This is a genomic window from Streptomyces sp. NPDC032091, from assembly GCF_055580265.1.
In genome coordinates, this window is record NZ_JBVILR010000005.1 from 102,675 (window position 1) to 118,438 (window position 15,764).

Annotated in this window: 13 protein-coding genes; 9 read left to right on the plus strand and 4 right to left on the minus strand. The window is 72.7% G+C overall.

Annotated features, from left to right (window positions below; translation table 11 throughout):
* The first annotated feature begins 115 nt into the window (after positions 1–115).
* The 4 genes from ACZ5NJ_RS10900 (at position 116) to ACZ5NJ_RS10915 (ending at position 4,101) form a co-directional block, all read left to right on the plus strand.
* On the plus strand, positions 116–1,042 hold the full coding sequence (locus ACZ5NJ_RS10900; RefSeq protein WP_468764408.1) for an ABC transporter ATP-binding protein: 927 nt from the start codon (positions 116–118) through the stop codon (positions 1,040–1,042).
* A complete protein-coding gene (locus tag ACZ5NJ_RS10905) occupies positions 1,039–1,806 on the plus strand; it encodes an ABC transporter permease (RefSeq protein WP_468764409.1) in 768 nt (255 codons plus the stop codon). The genes ACZ5NJ_RS10900 and ACZ5NJ_RS10905 overlap by 4 nt, the downstream gene beginning before the upstream one ends.
* A 164-nt stretch (positions 1,807–1,970) precedes the next feature.
* Positions 1,971–3,107: a hypothetical protein gene (locus ACZ5NJ_RS10910; protein WP_468764410.1), complete on the plus strand. Its 1,137-nt coding sequence runs from the start codon at positions 1,971–1,973 to the stop codon at positions 3,105–3,107.
* Between the two features lie 4 nt (positions 3,108–3,111).
* Positions 3,112–4,101, plus strand: coding sequence for a COX15/CtaA family protein (locus tag ACZ5NJ_RS10915; protein ID WP_468764411.1), 990 nt, complete (start codon positions 3,112–3,114; stop codon positions 4,099–4,101).
* A 10-nt stretch (positions 4,102–4,111) separates the two neighbouring features.
* Here the strand turns inward: ACZ5NJ_RS10915 and ACZ5NJ_RS10920 are convergent, their stop codons facing one another.
* The 3 genes from ACZ5NJ_RS10920 to ACZ5NJ_RS10930 all read right to left on the minus strand — a co-directional run bounded on the left by ACZ5NJ_RS10920 (position 4,112) and on the right by ACZ5NJ_RS10930 (position 6,669).
* The gene (locus ACZ5NJ_RS10920; protein ID WP_468764412.1) at positions 4,112–5,248 is read right to left on the minus strand and encodes an amidohydrolase family protein; all 1,137 of its coding nucleotides are present in this window, start codon (positions 5,246–5,248) and stop codon (positions 4,112–4,114) included.
* A 95-nt stretch (positions 5,249–5,343) separates the two neighbouring features.
* On the minus strand, positions 5,344–5,703 hold the full coding sequence (locus ACZ5NJ_RS10925) for a hypothetical protein (protein ID WP_468764413.1): 360 nt from the start codon (positions 5,701–5,703) through the stop codon (positions 5,344–5,346).
* Positions 5,704–5,727: 24 nt separating this feature from the next.
* On the minus strand, positions 5,728–6,669 hold the full coding sequence (locus ACZ5NJ_RS10930; protein WP_468764414.1) for a heme o synthase: 942 nt from the start codon (positions 6,667–6,669) through the stop codon (positions 5,728–5,730).
* 319 nt (positions 6,670–6,988) lie between these two features.
* Here ACZ5NJ_RS10930 and tkt point away from each other — a divergent pair, with 319 nt between their 5' ends.
* The 5 genes from tkt to pgl all read left to right on the plus strand — a co-directional run bounded on the left by tkt (position 6,989) and on the right by pgl (position 13,905).
* A complete protein-coding gene (tkt, locus tag ACZ5NJ_RS10935) occupies positions 6,989–9,091 on the plus strand; it encodes a transketolase (protein ID WP_468764415.1) in 2,103 nt (700 codons plus the stop codon).
* A gap of 33 nt (positions 9,092–9,124) precedes the next feature.
* Positions 9,125–10,243: a transaldolase gene (tal, locus tag ACZ5NJ_RS10940; RefSeq protein WP_468764416.1), complete on the plus strand. Its 1,119-nt coding sequence runs from the start codon at positions 9,125–9,127 to the stop codon at positions 10,241–10,243.
* Positions 10,244–10,245: 2 nt separating this feature from the next.
* Positions 10,246–11,775: a glucose-6-phosphate dehydrogenase gene (gene zwf, locus ACZ5NJ_RS10945; protein ID WP_468764594.1), complete on the plus strand. Its 1,530-nt coding sequence runs from the start codon at positions 10,246–10,248 to the stop codon at positions 11,773–11,775.
* Positions 11,772–12,827, plus strand: coding sequence for a glucose-6-phosphate dehydrogenase assembly protein OpcA (opcA, locus tag ACZ5NJ_RS10950; RefSeq protein WP_468764417.1), 1,056 nt, complete (start codon positions 11,772–11,774; stop codon positions 12,825–12,827). Before zwf ends, opcA begins: the two co-directional genes overlap by 4 nt.
* A gap of 295 nt (positions 12,828–13,122) precedes the next feature.
* Positions 13,123–13,905: a 6-phosphogluconolactonase gene (gene pgl / locus ACZ5NJ_RS10955; protein ID WP_468764418.1), complete on the plus strand. Its 783-nt coding sequence runs from the start codon at positions 13,123–13,125 to the stop codon at positions 13,903–13,905.
* Positions 13,906–13,973: 68 nt separating this feature from the next.
* On the opposite strand, the gene pgi is transcribed toward pgl, so the two are convergent.
* Positions 13,974–15,629, minus strand: coding sequence for a glucose-6-phosphate isomerase (gene pgi / locus ACZ5NJ_RS10960; RefSeq protein ID WP_468764595.1), 1,656 nt, complete (start codon positions 15,627–15,629; stop codon positions 13,974–13,976).
* Positions 15,630–15,764: the final 135 nt, after the last annotated feature.

The window sequence follows — 15,764 nt, forward strand, 5'->3', positions numbered from 1 at the left end:
CGGAGAGTGAGCGAAAGGCCCCGGCTCCACCGCCCTGGCCAGCGGCGATGTGCGGGAAGGGGGAACCTTCCCCCGGCGCCCGTGGACGCCCTTACCGCTCCGTAGACTCACCCGCATGAGCAACGACCCCGCCGTGGAGATCCGCGGACTGGTGAAACGGTACGGATCGAAGACGGCCGTCGACGGCCTGGACCTCACCGTCCCCGGGAGCGCGGTCACCGCGGTGCTCGGCCCCAACGGCGCGGGCAAGACCACCACGATCGAGACCTGCGAGGGCTATCGCCGCCCCGACGCCGGCACCGTCCGCGTCCTGGGCCTGGACCCGGTCGCCCAGGCGGAGGCCCTGCGTCCGCGGGTCGGCGTGATGCTCCAGTCCGGCGGGGTCTACTCCGGCGCCCGCGCCGTCGAGATGCTGCGGCACATGGCGAAGCTGTACGCCGACCCGCTGGACGTCGGCTCCCTGGTCGAGCGCCTCGGCCTCGGCGGCTGCGGCCGCACCCCCTACCGCAGGCTCTCCGGCGGCCAGCAGCAGCGGCTCTCCCTGGCGATGGCCGTCGTCGGCCGCCCCGAGCTGGTCTTCCTGGACGAGCCCACCGCGGGCCTCGATCCGCAGGCCCGCCGCGCGACCTGGGACCTCGTACGGGAGCTGCGCGCCGACGGGGTCTGCGTGGTCCTCACCACCCACCACATGGACGAGGCCGAGCAGCTCGCCGACGAGGTGGCCATCGTGGACGCCGGCAGGGTCATCACCCACGGCAGCCCCGAGCAGCTGTGCCGCGGCGGCGCCGAGAACACCCTGCGCTTCTCCGGCCGGCCCTCCCTCGACCTCGCCGCCCTGCTCAAGGCCCTGCCCGACGGCACCCAGGCCGCCGAGCTCACCCCGGGGTCGTACCGGGTGACCGGCGACGTGGACCCCCAGCTGCTGGCCACCGTCACCTCCTGGTGCGCCCAGCACGGGGTGATGCCCAGCAGCCTCACGGTGGAACGGCACACCCTCGAAGACGTCTTCCTCGAACTGACCGGTAAGGAGCTGCGCGCATGAGCGCCGGTACGTTCACCCCCCGGCCCGGGGCCGCGCCCGTCTCCCGGATGATCGGTGCGCAGACCGCGCTGGAGACCCGGATGCTGCTGCGCAACGGGGAGCAGCTGCTGCTGACGGTGATCATCCCGGCGCTGCTGCTGACCCTGTTCTCGCTGGTCGACGTCGTCGACACGGGCGCCGGGAAGTCCGTGGACTTCCTCGCGCCGGGCGTGCTCGCGCTCGCCGTGATGTCCACCGCCTTCACCGGCCAGGCCATCGCCACCGGCTTCGACCGCCGCTACGGGGTGCTCAAGCGGCTCGGGGCCTCGCCGCTGCCGCGCTGGGCGCTGATGGCCGCCAAGACCCTGTCGGTGCTGGTCACCGAGGTGCTCCAGATCGCCCTGCTGACGGTGATCGCCCTCGCGCTCGGCTGGTCCCCGCACGGGAACCCGCTCGCGGTGGCGGCCCTGGTGCTGCTGGGCACCGCCGCCTTCTCCGGGCTCGGTCTGCTGATGGCGGGCACCCTCAAGGCCGAGGTGACGCTGGCCGCCGCCAACCTGGTGTTCCTGCTGCTGCTGGTCGGCGGCGGGGTGATCGTGCCGTTGGAGAAGTTCCCCGGCCCGGTGCGGGACGTCCTCGGGCTGCTGCCCGTCTCGGCCCTGTCCGACGGGCTGCGCGCGGTGCTCGGGCACGGCGCCGCGCTGCCGTGGGGCGACGCGGCCGTGCTGGCCGCCTGGGCGGTGCTGGGGCTCGGCGCGGCGGCGAAGTGGTTCCGCTGGGAGTAGACCGACGCCGCTTTCCCCGCCCCGGTTCCGCCCGGACGGGGTGACGCGTCTCTCCGCCCCGCTCCCGGCGCGGCGGGAGTGAATCCCCGCCCCCGGGCGTTGGTCCGGCGGGAGGGCGACCACCTCCACGGAATGCGGATCGGCGACGCCGGGGGACGACGGGCATGGGGCAGCGAGAGGCCGTACTGCGGCTGGACGGGCAGTGGGCGCGGATCCGGTCGGGGGCCGCGCAGGCGGATCCCGGCGAGGCCGACCGGCTGCTCGGCGAACTGATCGGGGCGCTGCGCGAGCCCGCCCGGACCGACCCCGAGTGCGCCGCCCGGCTGGGGCTGCGCCTCGGCGACCTCGCCGCCCGCCGGTTCGCCGCCGGGGACCGCGCGGGGGCACTGGCCGCCATCGAGGAGGGCCTGCGCCACGCGCAGCAGGCCGCCGGACACGCGCCGGAGTACGCCCGCTGGTACGCCCGGGGCCTGATCAACCAGGGGGTGTGGCTGGCCTGGCCGCTGAGCGACGCGGCCCGGCTGCCCCGGCACCCGCTCGGCGAGGGCGCCGAGGAGGGGCCGGGCGCCATGGAACGGGCGGCCGGCGAGCGGGCCCGTGACCTGACCCGGGCCGCCGTCGAGGTCTGGGCCGGCCTCGACCAGCACGACCCCGTCAACCGGCGCGGCCTCGCGCAGGCCAAGGTGTTCCTCGGGGACCGCCTCGCCGAGCTGGGCTTCGCCGCCGACGCCGTGGCCTGGGCGGTGGACGCCGAGGGCGGGTTCCGCCGGCTGCTGCTGGCCTCCCCCGCGCCCGAGGAGGCCCGGGAGGCGGAGGAGGCCCTGGACCACATCGGCCGCCAGCTGGAGCTGCGGCTGCGCTACCTGTCGTTCGACTCCCTGGCCGGGCTGCGGGCGGACGGGCTGCTGCCCGAGCGGCTGCTGCCGCAGGCGGTGGTGGCCGCGCGGATCCAGGGCGTGCCCGAGGAGGCGGTCGCCGCCCGGCTGGGGCTGGACGCCGAGCAGGTCGCCACCATGCTGGAGGTCACCCCGTGGCGCGCGGTGTGGCGCGTCGAGGTGCGGGGCGCCGACGGGCTGTGGGCCGTGCAGCCCGCCCCCTGGCGGGGCTCCGCGGAGGTGCGGCAGCGGACGGCCGAGGACGTGGGGGCGGAGGTGGTCTGGGGGTTCATGGCGTCCCCGCAGTACCCGGGGGACGCCGCCCTGTGGCGGGTCCGGGTGTGGTGGCACGAGGAGGGCGACCCGGCCGGAGCCAGGTTCCGGCTGGTCGTCGGGCCCGACGCACCCGTACCCACCCCCTCGTGAAAGTTTGCACAAAGCGGCGCATACGATAGGGGCCGTGTTGAAGCCATTCGCATCCCTCGCCGACCGCTGGACCCCGTCATCCCGGATCGTCCGGCGCGCCGCGTCCGTCGCGCTCCTGATGAGCGTGGTCATCGTCGTCACCGGCGGCGCGGTGCGGCTGACCGGTTCCGGCCTCGGCTGCGACACCTGGCCCAAGTGCACGGACGACAGCCTGATCGTCACCGAGGCGCAGGGCTTCCACGGCGCGATCGAGTTCGGCAACCGGATGCTCACGTACGTGCTCTGCGCGGCGGTCGGCGGCGTGATCCTCACGGCCCGCGCCGCCAAGCCGTGGCGGCACTCGCTGACGAGGCTCGGCTGGACCCAGTTCGCCCTCGTCATGGGCAACGCCGTCCTCGGCGGCATCACCGTCCTGACGGGCCTGAACCCGTACAGCGTCGCGGGACACTTCCTGCTGGCCACCAGCCTGCTCACGGTCACCACCGTCACCTGGCAGCGCACCCGCGAAGGTGACGGCGCCCCCCGGCCCCGGGTCCCCGGTCCGGTGCGCAAGCTGTCCTGGGCGCTGGTCGCCACCACGCTGGTGCTGATCGCGGCGGGCACCGTGGTGACCGGTTCCGGGCCGCACGCCGGCGACAAGAGCGAGATCAAGCGGATGCCGTTCGACTGGGCGGCCACCGCCCACGTGCACGCGATCGCCGCCTGGCTGGTGTGCGCGCTGGGTGTGGCGATGTGGCTGGTGCTGCGGGTGGTCGACGCCCCCGCCGACACCCGGGCGCGCGCCCGCGACCTGCTGCTCGTCCTGCTCGCCCAGGGTGCCATCGGCTACATGCAGTTCTTCACCTCGCTGCCCGAGGCGCTGGTCGCCGCCCACATGCTCGGCTCCTGCCTGGTGTGGATCTCCGTACTCCGCCTGGCCCTGAGCCTGCGCGAGCGCTCCGACACCGCCGCCGGAGCCCCGGAGCCCGAGGACGCGCAGCTCTCGGCGGTCTGACGGCCGGCCCTCAGCCCCGTTCGTCCAGCCGGTAGACGCGGCGGGCGTTGCCCGCCGCGAGCATCCCCGCGACCCGGTCCGCGTCCCGCCGGGACCAGGCCCCGTCCGCCACCCAGCCCCCCAGCACCCGGCCCAGCGCCTCGCGGAACGCCAGGGCGCCGACCGCGTGCAGCTCGGGCAGGCCGCGGCCGCCGCTGGAGAACAGCAGCTTCCCGAAGGGCGCGAGCTCCAGCAGCTCGGCCAGGACCCCGGCGGCCCGCGCCCCCGTGCGTGCCAGCGCCGGCCCGAGATCGGCGTGGACGTGCGGGTGCGCCGCCGCGAGCCGCGCCGTGTCCCGGTGGTGCGGGTAGCCCCCGAGCAGGACGAGGCGCACCCCCGGGCCCTCCGTGGCCCGTACGAACCCGGCCAGCGGCCCGGGCCCCGCCGCTGCGGTGTGCAGCTGGAGCGGCAGCCCGGACGCCACCGCGCTCCACAGCAGGTGCCGCAGGAGGACGGGGTCCCGCAGCGGCCCTCCCCCGGCCCGGACCGGTCCTGCCCCGGTCCGTGGCGCCCCTCCGGCCGCCCGTGCGGCCAGCCACCGCCCGGCCGCGCCGCGCACCTCGCCGGGGCCGGGCGGCGCCGGCGCGGCGGCCAGGGCGGCCGCGTACCCGGCGTGGGGCCCGCAGGCGAAGGCGACCGCTCCGGCGGCGGCGTCGTGGACGGCTCCGGCGAGGCCGGCGAGGAAGGCGGAGACGGTCCCGGCGGCGTCGGCGGCCCCTTCGGCGAGGGCTTCCAGCCGGACGACCCCGAAGGCCTCCGCGTCGGCGGCGACGGCCAGCTCCTTGGGCCCGGTGAGCTCCCCGGGGGCTCCCGTGTCGACGAGGTACGCGCCCACCCCGGAGCCCCGCAGCAGCCGCCGCGCGCTCTCGGCGGCCCCCAGCTCGCGCCGCCGGGCCAGGTAGCGGGCGGGCGGGCAGTGCGGCTCCAGGCCGAGCAGGGGCGGGCACCACCGGCGCACGGCGAAGCCGGCCTGGGTGTCGAAGAAGGTGGTGCCGGCCGCGGGCGGGCCGGCGCCGTGGACCAGCCGGGCCTCGAAGGTGGCGAGCCCCAGCTCGGTACGGAGCACCCCGTGGCAGTGCTGGTCCACCAGGGGCGGCGTTTCGATCATCCGGTCATCCCGTTGCGGACGTGGGGAAGCGGCTTCCACACGTCCTAACGGGTGAGCGGGGGATGAAGTATTGCCCCGGTCGTTGACCGGGTGGTTCAGGCGGCGGGGTTGGCCGGGCCGCCGATCTGGATCCCGGCCATGCGGGTCCACTCGTACGGGCCCGTCTTCACGCGCGCGGCGAGCTCTCCGTCGAAGTCCTCGTGGAGGGTCAGCCCCGCCTGCTCGGCGGCGAGCTGCGCCACGGCGTACGTGGGGGCGACCAGGTCGCCCCAGCCGCCGTCGGTGCCCACGAGGACGATCCGGGTGCCGGCCTGGCCGATGTGTGCGAGCTGGCCCTCGGCGCCGCCGTGCTGCTTGGCGAACGCGCCGATCTGCCGGGCCAGCTTCGCCGCCGTACGGCTGTGCTTCCTGTCCGCGGCCTCTGCGGTCTGTGCGGTGTCTGCGGTCTCTGCCATGGACGGCATGCTACCGGCGAGTAATCAACGGAGGAAGGGATCCACGGCCACGGCCACGAAGAGCAGCGACACATAGGTGATCGACCAGTGGAACAGCCGCATCTCCTTGAGCTTCGCGCCCGTGACCCCGGCCTTGGCCCGTGCGCTCAGCGCGTGCGCCTCCCACAGCCACCAGCCGCCCGCCAGCAGCGCGACGGAGGTGTAGAACCAGCCGGTGTACCCCAGCGGGGTGAGCAGCAGCGAGACGGCGACCATCACCCAGCTGTAGAGGACGATCTGGCGCGCCACGGCCTTGTTGCCCGCCACGACCGGCAGCATCGGCACGCCGACCCGCGCGTAGTCGTCCTTCACCTTCATGGACAGCGGCCAGTAGTGCGGCGGCGTCCAGAAGAAGATGACGAGGAAGAGGATGACGGCGGCCCAGGAGACCTCGTTGCGCACCGCCGACCAGCCGATGAGCACCGGCATGCAGCCGGCGATCCCGCCCCAGACGATGTTCTGCGCGGTCCGCCGCTTCAGCAGCATCGTGTAGACGACCACATAGAAGAGGAGCGCGCCGAGGGCGAGGGCGGCCGACAGCCAGTTGACGAGCAGGCCGAAGAAGAGGGTCGAGACGACCCCCAGCGTGATGCCGAAGACCAGGCACTCGCGCGGGCTCACCATGCCGGTCACCAGCGGCCGCTGCGACGTGCGGTCCATCAGGGCGTCGATGTCCCGGTCGATGTACATGTTCAGCGCGTTGGCGCCGCCCGCCGACAGGTAACCGCCGAAGCAGGTGGCGAGCACCAGCCACAACGACGGCACGCCCTGCTCGGCGAGGAACATCACCGGCACTGTGGTGATCAGCAGAAGTTCGATGATCCGCGGCTTGGTCAAAGCCACGAAAGCCATGGCCCGGGCCCCGAACGGCCGGTGACCGGGGCTCGTCCCGAGCACCCCCGCTGGACGGGATTCGACGGCCGTCACGCACACCCCTGAGAGAGAATCCAGCAAGCTTCCGAAGCGATGCCTCCAGTAAATGAAGGCTCGGTAAAGGCTTGCGCGTACCACGCCACTGTAGACGTAGCTCTTGCCCCGCCCTGCGCGGGGGTCGCCCCGTGTTGAGCCGATCGGACCGACGGCAAGATCATCGATGGTGGTTCCCAGGTGAACGGCGGACACCGGGAAGGCGACGCACTGCCTGCACTCGAATAGCCGCACGCGCTGGCGGGGGTAGGCTCGGAATCGCCCCGGTGTCACCGTTCGTCACCGGGAAACGACATGTGGAGAGGAGCCCTGACCAACGGTGAGCACCAAGCCGACCACCCCAGAGCTCGTGTGGACCGAACTGGACCAGCGGGCCGTCGACACCGCCCGCATCCTTGCCGCCGACGCGGTCCAGAAGGTCGGGAACGGCCACCCCGGTACGGCGATGAGCCTGGCCCCCGCCGCGTACACGCTTTTCCAGAAGGTCATGCGGCACGACCCGGCGGACCCCCTGTGGGTCGGCCGGGACCGTTTCGTGCTCTCCGCGGGGCACTCCTCCCTGACCCTTTACACCCAGCTCTACCTCGGCGGGTTCGGCCTGGAGCTGGACGACCTCAAGGCGTTCCGGACCTGGGGCTCCAAGACCCCGGGCCACCCGGAGTACGGCCACACCGCCGGCGTCGAGACCACCACGGGCCCGCTGGGCCAGGGCGTCGCGAACGCGGTGGGCATGGCCATGGCCGCCCGCTACGAGCGCGGCCTGTTCGACCCGGAGGCCGCCGCGGGCACCTCCCCGTTCGACCACATGGTCTACGCGATCGCGGGCGACGGCTGCCTCCAGGAGGGCATCTCCCACGAGGCGTCGGCGCTGGCCGGCCACCAGAAGCTCGGCAACCTGGTGCTCCTGTGGGACGACAACCACATCTCCATCGAGGGTGACACGGAGACGGCCGTCTCCGAGGACACCATGAAGCGCTACGAGGCCTACGGCTGGCACGTCCAGCGCGTCGAGCAGCAGCCCAACGGCGACCTCGACCCGAAGGCCCTGTTCGCCGCCCTCCAGGCCGCCAAGGCCGAGACCGGCCGCCCGTCCTTCATCGCGGCCCGCTCGATCATCGCCTGGCCGGCCCCGCACGCCCAGAACACCGAGGCCGCCCACGGCTCGGCCCTCGGCAACGACGAGGTCGCCGCGACCAAGCGCGTGCTCGGCTTCGACCCGGAGAAGACCTTCGAGGTCTCCGACGAGGTCCTGGCCCACACCCGCGGCCTGGTGGACCGCGGCCGCGAGGCCCGCGCCGCCTGGGAGAAGGAGTTCTCCGCCTGGCGCACCGCCAACCCGGAGCGCGCCGCCTCCTTCGACCGCATCGAGTCCAACGAGCTGCCCGAGGGCTGGGAGGACAAGCTCCCCGTCTTCGAGACCGGCAAGGGCGTCGCCACCCGCGCCGCCTCCGGCAAGGTCCTGGAGGCGCTCGGCGCGGTCATCCCGGAGCTGTGGGGCGGCTCGGCCGACCTGGCCGGCTCCAACAACACCACCATCGACAAGAACTCCTCGTTCCTGCCGGTGGGCAACCCGCTGCCGGAGGCCGACCCCTACGGCCGCACCGTCCACTTCGGCATCCGCGAGCACGCCATGGCCGCCACCATGAACGGCATCGCGCTGCACGGCCACACCCGCATCTACGGCGGCACCTTCCTGGTGTTCTCCGACTACATGCGCAACGCCGTCCGCCTGTCCTCCCTGATGCACCTGCCGGTGACGTACGTGTGGACGCACGACTCCATCGGCCTGGGCGAGGACGGCCCCACCCACCAGCCGGTCGAGCACGTCGCCTCGCTGCGCGCCATCCCGGGCCTGAACGTGATCCGCCCGGCCGACGCCAACGAGACCGCCATCGCCTGGCGCGAGATCCTGCGCCGCCACACCAAGGTGTTCGGCAAGGGCGCCCCGCACGGCCTGGCCCTCACCCGCCAGGGCGTGCCGACCTACGAGCGCAACGAGGACGCGGCCAAGGGCGGCTACGTGCTGTTCGAGGCCGAGGGCGGACCCGCCGAGGTCGTCCTCATCGGCACCGGCTCCGAGGTGCAGCTCGCCGTGGCCGCCCGCGAGGCGCTGCAGGCCGAGGGCGTGCCCGCGCGGGTCGTCTCGATGCCGTGCGTGGAGTGGTTCGAGGAGCAGTCCCAGGAGTACAAGGACTCCGTGCTTCCGCCGGCGGTCAAGGCCCGAGTCGCCGTCGAGGCGGGCATCGGCCTGACCTGGCACCGTTACGTCGGGGACGCGGGCCGGATCGTCTCGCTGGAGCACTTCGGTGCCTCGGCGGACGGCGCCGTGCTGTTCCGCGAGTTCGGCCTCACCGCCGAAGCCGTCACCGCCGCCGCCAAGGCCAGTATCGATGCGGCAGGCCTCGCCGCAGCCACGCGCTGACCCGGTACAAGACCAGTAGGAGATGCAATCCCGATGACAGACGCACTCAAGCGCCTCTCCGACGAGGGCGTGGCGATCTGGCTGGACGACCTGTCCCGCAAGCGCATCACGTCCGGCAACCTCGCCGAGCTCATCGACCAGAGCCACGTGGTCGGTGTCACCACCAACCCGTCGATCTTCCAGAAGGCCATCAGCCAGGGCGACGGTTACGACCAGCAGCTCTCGGACCTCGCGGCCCGCAAGGTGACCGTCGAGGAAGCCATCCGCATGATCACCACGGCGGACGTCCGCGACGCCGCCGACATCCTGCGGCCGGTCTTCGACGCCACCGACGGCCAGGACGGCCGGGTCTCGATCGAGGTCGACCCCCGCCTGGCCCACAACACCAAGGCCACGGTCGCCGAGGCCAAGCAGCTCGCCTGGCTGGTGGACCGCCCGAACACACTCATCAAGATCCCGGCGACCCGGGCCGGCCTGCCGGCGATCACCGAGGTCATCGGCCGGGGCATCAGCGTCAACGTCACGCTGATCTTCTCGCTGGAGCGCTACCGCGAGGTCATGGACGCCTACCTGGCGGGCCTGGAGAAGGCGAAGGCCGCCGGCCTGGACCTCTCCCTGATCCACTCGGTCGCCTCCTTCTTCGTGTCCCGCGTGGACACCGAGATCGACAAGCGCCTGGACTCCGTCGGCAGCGACGAGGCCAAGGCCCTGAAGGGCAAGGCGGCGCTCGCCAACGCCCGTCTGGCCTACGAGGCGTACGAGGAGGTCTTCTCCTCCGAGCGCTGGGCGGCCCTGGACAAGGCGCACGCCAACAAGCAGCGCCCGCTGTGGGCCTCCACCGGCGTCAAGGACCCGGCGTACAAGGACACCCTGTACGTGGTGGACCTGGTCGCCCCCGGCACCGTCAACACCATGCCCGAGGCGACCCTGGAGGCCACCGCCGACCACGGCGAGGTCACCGGCGACACCATCCGCGGCACGTACGAGCAGGCGCGCGCCGAGCTCGACGCGGTCGCGAAGCTGGGCATCTCGTACGACGATGTGGTGCAGCTGCTGGAGGACGAAGGCGTCGAGAAGTTCGAGGCGTCCTGGAACGACCTGCTGAAGTCGACCGAGGCGGAGCTCAAGCGCCTCGCCCCCGCGGAGGACTGAGTATTTTGTCGGTAAACGGAGCGAACCCGCTTCGTGACGCACAGGACCGGCGGCTCCCGCGCATCGCGGGGCCGTCCGGCCTGGTCATTTTCGGCGTTACGGGTGACCTGTCGCGCAAGAAGCTCATGCCCGCCGTCTACGACCTCGCGAACCGCGGCCTGCTGCCTCCGGGCTTCTCGCTGATCGGCTTCGCACGCCGTGAGTGGCAGGACGAGGACTTCGCCCAGGAGGTGTACGAGGCCGTCAAGGAGCACTCGCGCACCCCCTTCCGTGAGGAGGTCTGGCAGCAGCTCGTCCAGGGCTGCCGGTTCGTCCAGGGCGAGTTCGACGACGACGCGGCCTTCGAGACGCTCAAGGCGACGATCGACGAGCTCGACAAGGCGCAGGGCACGGGCGGCAACTTCGCCTTCTACCTCTCGGTGCCCCCGAAGTTCTTCCCCAAGGTGGTCCAGCAGCTCAAGAACCACGGGCTGGCCCAGAAGGAGGGCTCCTGGCGGCGCGCCGTCATCGAGAAGCCCTTCGGGCACAACCTGAAGAGCGCGGAAGAGCTCAACCAGGTCGTCCACGAGGTCTTCCCCCGGGACGAGGTCTTCCGGATCGACCACTACCTCGGCAAGGAGACCGTCCAGAACATCCTGGCGCTCCGCTTCGCCAACACCATGTTCGAGCCGATCTGGAACCGGTCGTACGTCGACCACGTGCAGATCACCATGGCGGAGGACATCGGCATCGGCGGCCGGGCCGGCTACTACGACGGCATCGGCGCCGCCCGTGACGTCATCCAGAACCACCTGCTCCAGCTGCTGGCGCTCACGGCGATGGAGGAGCCCGGCTCCTTCCACCCCAAGGCCCTGGTGGCGGAGAAGCTGAAGGTGCTCAGCGCCGTCGAGATCCCCGAGGACCTGGGCAAGCACACCGTGCGCGGCCAGTACTCGGCGGCCTGGCAGGGCGGCGAGAAGGTCAAGGGGTACCTGCAGGAGGACGGGATCAACCCGAACTCCAAGACCGACACCTACGCGGCCATCCGCCTGGAGATCAACAACCGCCGCTGGGCGGGCGTCCCGTTCTACCTGCGCACGGGCAAGCGCCTGGGCCGCCGGGTAACCGAGATCGCGGTGGTCTTCAAGCGGGCGCCGTACCTGCCGTTCGAATCGGGCGCGACCGAGGAACTGGGGCAGAACGCCCTGGTCATCCGGGTCCAGCCGGACGAGGGCGTGACGGTCCGCTTCGGCTCCAAGGTGCCCGGCACCTCCATGGAGGTCCGGGACGTCACGATGGACTTCGCCTACGGCGAGTCCTTCACGGAGTCCAGCCCCGAGGCCTACGAGCGGCTCATCCTCGACGTCCTCCTCGGCGACGCGAACCTCTTCCCGCGCCACCAGGAAGTCGAGCTGTCCTGGAACATCCTCGACCCGATCGAGGAGTACTGGGACAAGCACGGCAAGCCCGCGCAGTACCCGGCGGGCACGTGGGGGCCGGTCGAGGCGGACGAGATGCTCGCACGAGACGGACGGAGCTGGCGCCGGCCATGAAGATCGACCTCACGGAGACCACCTCCAGCAAGATCAACGCCGCGTTGGTGCAGGCGCGCCGGGACATCGGCACGCCGGCCATCGGCATGGTCCTCACGCTGGTGATCGTGACCGACGAGGAGAACGCGTACGACGCGCTCAAGTCGGCGAACGACGCCTCCCACGAACACCCTTCGCGGATCGTCGTGGTGGTCAAGCGGGTCAGCCGCTCCCCGCGCAGCCGCCGCGAAGCCCGGCTCGACGCGGAGATCCGTGTCGGGGCGGACTCCGGTACCGGCGAAACCGTCGTACTGCGCCTGCACGGCGAACTGGTCGACCACGCCCAGTCCGTCGTGCTGCCCCTGCTGCTGCCGGACGCCCCCGTGGTGGTCTGGTGGCCGGAGGGGGCTCCGGTGGACCTGGCGGGCGACCCGCTGGGCGCGCTGGGGCAGCGCCGGATCACGGACACCTACTCCTCCGAGCACCCGATCGAGGCACTCGCCTCCCGGGCGGAGGCGTACGCCCCGGGTGACACGGACCTGTCCTGGACCCGGATCACCCCGTGGCGCTCGATGCTGGCCGCCGCGCTGGACCAGGTGACGCTGTCGCCGGTCGTCTCGGCGACCGTCGAGGGCGAGGACGAGAACCCCAGCTGCGAGCTGCTGGCCATGTGGCTGGCGGACCGTCTCGGGGTCCCGGTCAACCGGACCCTGTCAGGGGGGCCGGGGCTGACCGCCGTGCGCATGGAGACCAAGGACGGCTCGATCGTCCTGGACCGCGCGGACGGCTCGCTGGCCACGCTGTGCATGCCGGGGCAGCCCGACCGCGCGGTGGCGCTGAAGCGCCGTGAGACGGCCGAGCTGCTGGCGGAGGAGCTGCGCCGGCTGGACCCCGACAACACGTACGAGGCGTCCCTGAAGTTCGGCGTCTCCCGCCTGTCGGCCGGGGCTCCGGCCGCGCCGGCCGAGGCCGCTCCGGCAGCCGAGGCGGAGTCTGACGCTCCGGCGGAGGCTCCGGCGGAGAAGCCGGCCGCCAAGCCGGCGCGCGCGTCGAAGCGGGCCTCGGCGAAGTAGCCGACCCGCCGGGGGGCGGGGCGGGGGGTCCATCTCCCCGCCCCGCCCTTCGCCCGTTCCCCGGGGGCCCCGCCCCCGGACCCCGCGCCTCAATCGCCGGCGGGGCTGGATTTCGCGCAGCGAAATTCCAGCCCGCGCGGCGATTGAGCGCACCGGGCGCGGAGCGCACGGCACGGGGTCCGGGGGCGGAGCCCCCGGTTTCGGGAAGGGGCGGGGTGGGGAAACGCTCCGCGCAGCGGGACCCGCACCCGTCCCGCCACCACCAGAACTACCAAGAAGGCGGCAGCACATGGGTATGACGACTCCTCAGGTGGTCGTCCACCGGGACAAGGAGCTGATGGCCCAGGCCGCAGCCGCCCGGCTGATCACGAAGGTCGTGGACGCGCAGGCCGCCCGCGGCAGCGCCTCCGTCGTCCTGACCGGCGGCCGCAACGGCAACGGCCTCCTCGCGGCCCTCGCCGCGGCCCCGGCCCGGGACGCGATCGACTGGTCCCGCATCGACCTGTGGTGGGGCGACGAGCGCTACGTCCCCGCCGACGACCCCGAGCGCAACCACGTACAGGCCCGTGAGGCCCTGCTGGACTCCGTCCCGGTGGACCCCGCGCGCGTGCACGCCATGCCCGCCTCCGACGGCCCGCACGGCGCCGACGTGGACGCCGCCGCGGCCGCGTACGCCGCCGAGCTGGCCCGGGCGGCGACCCCGGAGGACCACGGTCCGGTCCCCCGTTTCGACGTGCTGATGCTGGGCGTCGGCCCGGACACCCACGTGGCGTCCCTGTTCCCCGAGCACCCCGCGACCCGGGAGACCGAGCGCACCGTCGTCGGGGTCCACGGCGCCCCCAAGCCCCCGCCGACCCGCGTCTCCCTCACCCTCCCGGCGATCCGCGCGGCCCGCGAGGTGTGGCTGCTGGCGGCCGGCGAGGACAAGGCGGCAGCCGTCTCCATCGCCCTCGGCGGGGCGGGCGGGGTCCAGGCCCCGGCGGCCGAGGCCTACGGCCGCAGCCGCACGCTCTGGCTGCTGGACCGCGCCGCCGCGGCCAAGCTCCCCTCGGGGCTGTACCCGCCGGCCTCTTCCTGAGCCGGGAGAGGACGGAGCGCCCCGCACCGGTCGTGACCGGTGCGGGGCGCTCCGCCGTTCAAGGGTGCCTACCGCCGCCCGCGCAGCTCCCGGTACACGGCCACCAGGGCCCGCGTCGAAGGGTCCAGGCCCGGCACGTCCGCGCCCTCCGTCAGCGCCGGCTCCACCCGCTTCGCGAGGACCTTGCCGAGCTCGACGCCCCACTGGTCGAAGGAGTCGATGTTCCACACCGCGCCCTGGACGAACACCTTGTGCTCGTAGAGGGCGATGAGCTGGCCCAGCACCGACGGGGTCAGTTCGCCCGCGAGGATCGTCGTCGTCGGGTGGTTGCCCTGGAAGGTCTTGTGCGGGACGAGCGCCTCGGGGACGCCCTCCGCGCGGACCTCCTCGGCCGTCTTGCCGAAGGCCAGGGCCTGGGTCTGGGCGAAGAAGTTCGCCATCAGCAGGTCGTGCTGGGCCGCCAGCGCCGGCTCCAGTTCGGCGACCGGGCGGGCGAAGCCGATGAAGTCGGCGGGGATCATCTTGGTGCCCTGGTGGATCAACTGGTAGTAGGCGTGCTGCCCGTTGGTGCCGGGCGTGCCCCACACCACGGGGCCGGTCTGCCAGTCCACCGGATTGCCGTCGCGGTCCACAGACTTGCCGTTGGACTCCATGTCCAGCTGCTGCAAGTAGGCCGTGAAGCGGGAGAGGTAGTGGCTGTACGGGAGCACGGCGTGCGACTGCGCGTCGAAGAAGGCCCCGTACCAGACGCCCAACAGGCCCAGCAGCAGGGGGACGTTGTCCTCGGGCGCCGCGGTGCGGAAGTGCTCGTCCACGGTGTGGAAACCGGAGAGCAGCTCCCGGAAGGCGGCCGGGCCGATCGCGATCATCAGGGAGAGACCGATGGCCGAGTCGAAGGAGTAGCGGCCGCCGACCCAGTCCCAGAAGCCGAACATGTTGGCCGGGTCGATGCCGAACGCGGTGACCTTCTCGGCGTTGGTGGACAGGGCCACGAAGTGCCGTGCCACGGCGGCCTCGTCGCCGCCCAGGCCCGCGAGCAGCCACTGGCGCGCCGAGGTGGCGTTGGTGATGGTCTCGATGGTGGTGAAGGTCTTGGACGCGATGATGAACAGCGTCTCGGCCGGGTCCAGGTCGCGCACGGCCTCGTGCAGGTCCGCGCCGTCGACGTTGGAGACGAAACGCACCGTCAGCGAGCGGTCGGCGAAGGCGCGCAGCGCCTCGTACGCCATCGCCGGTCCGAGGTCGGAGCCGCCGATGCCGATGTTGACGACGTTCCTGATGCGCTTGCCGGTGAACCCGGTCCACTCGCCCGACCGGACCTGGCCGGAGAAGGCCGCCATCTTGTCGAGGACCTCGTGCACGGCGGGGACGACGTTCTCGCCGTCCACCTCGACGACCGCGTCCGCGGGGGCGCGCAGCGCGGTGTGCAGGACCGCGCGGTCCTCCGTGACGTTGATCTTCTCGCCGCGGAACATGGCGTCCCGCAGCTCCGCCACGCCCGTCGCCGCCGCCAGCTCGCGCAGCAGCGCGAGGGTCTCGTCGGTGACCAGGTGCTTCGAATAGTCGACGTGCAGGTCGCCGACCCGGAGGGTGTAGCCGGTGCCCCGGCCCGGATCCGTCGCGAACAGCTCCCGCAGATGCGTCTGCCCCAGCTCTTCCCGGTGCTTGCCGAGCGCGTTCCACTCGGGCAGCCGGTTCAGCCTCGTGCGGCTTTCTGCGTTCATCTCGGACATCAACCCACTTCTTCCGTCCTGTTGTGCCCCGCCACCCCCAACCTAAGGGATCCGAAGGGGGACAACGCACACAAAGGGGCCCGGCCCGCGGGATTCGTACTCCCACGGGCCGGGCCCCGGTCGTTC

Bases quoted from the DNA above. Each gene is read 5' to 3' on its own strand.
- ACZ5NJ_RS10900 (WP_468764408.1), top strand. From the start codon at position 116: ATGAGCAACGACCCCGCCGTGGAGATCCGCGGACTGGTGAAACGGTAC.
- ACZ5NJ_RS10905 (WP_468764409.1), top strand. From the start codon at position 1,039: ATGAGCGCCGGTACGTTCACCCCCCGGCCCGGGGCCGCGCCCGTCTCC.
- ACZ5NJ_RS10910 (WP_468764410.1), top strand. From the start codon at position 1,971: ATGGGGCAGCGAGAGGCCGTACTGCGGCTGGACGGGCAGTGGGCGCGG.
- ACZ5NJ_RS10920 (WP_468764412.1), bottom strand. From the start codon at position 5,248: ATGATCGAAACGCCGCCCCTGGTGGACCAGCACTGCCACGGGGTGCTC.
- ACZ5NJ_RS10925 (WP_468764413.1), bottom strand. From the start codon at position 5,703: ATGGCAGAGACCGCAGACACCGCACAGACCGCAGAGGCCGCGGACAGG.
- tal (WP_468764416.1), top strand. From the start codon at position 9,125: ATGACAGACGCACTCAAGCGCCTCTCCGACGAGGGCGTGGCGATCTGG.
- opcA (WP_468764417.1), top strand. From the start codon at position 11,772: ATGAAGATCGACCTCACGGAGACCACCTCCAGCAAGATCAACGCCGCG.
- pgl (WP_468764418.1), top strand. From the start codon at position 13,123: ATGACGACTCCTCAGGTGGTCGTCCACCGGGACAAGGAGCTGATGGCC.
- pgi (WP_468764595.1), bottom strand. From the start codon at position 15,629: ATGAACGCAGAAAGCCGCACGAGGCTGAACCGGCTGCCCGAGTGGAAC.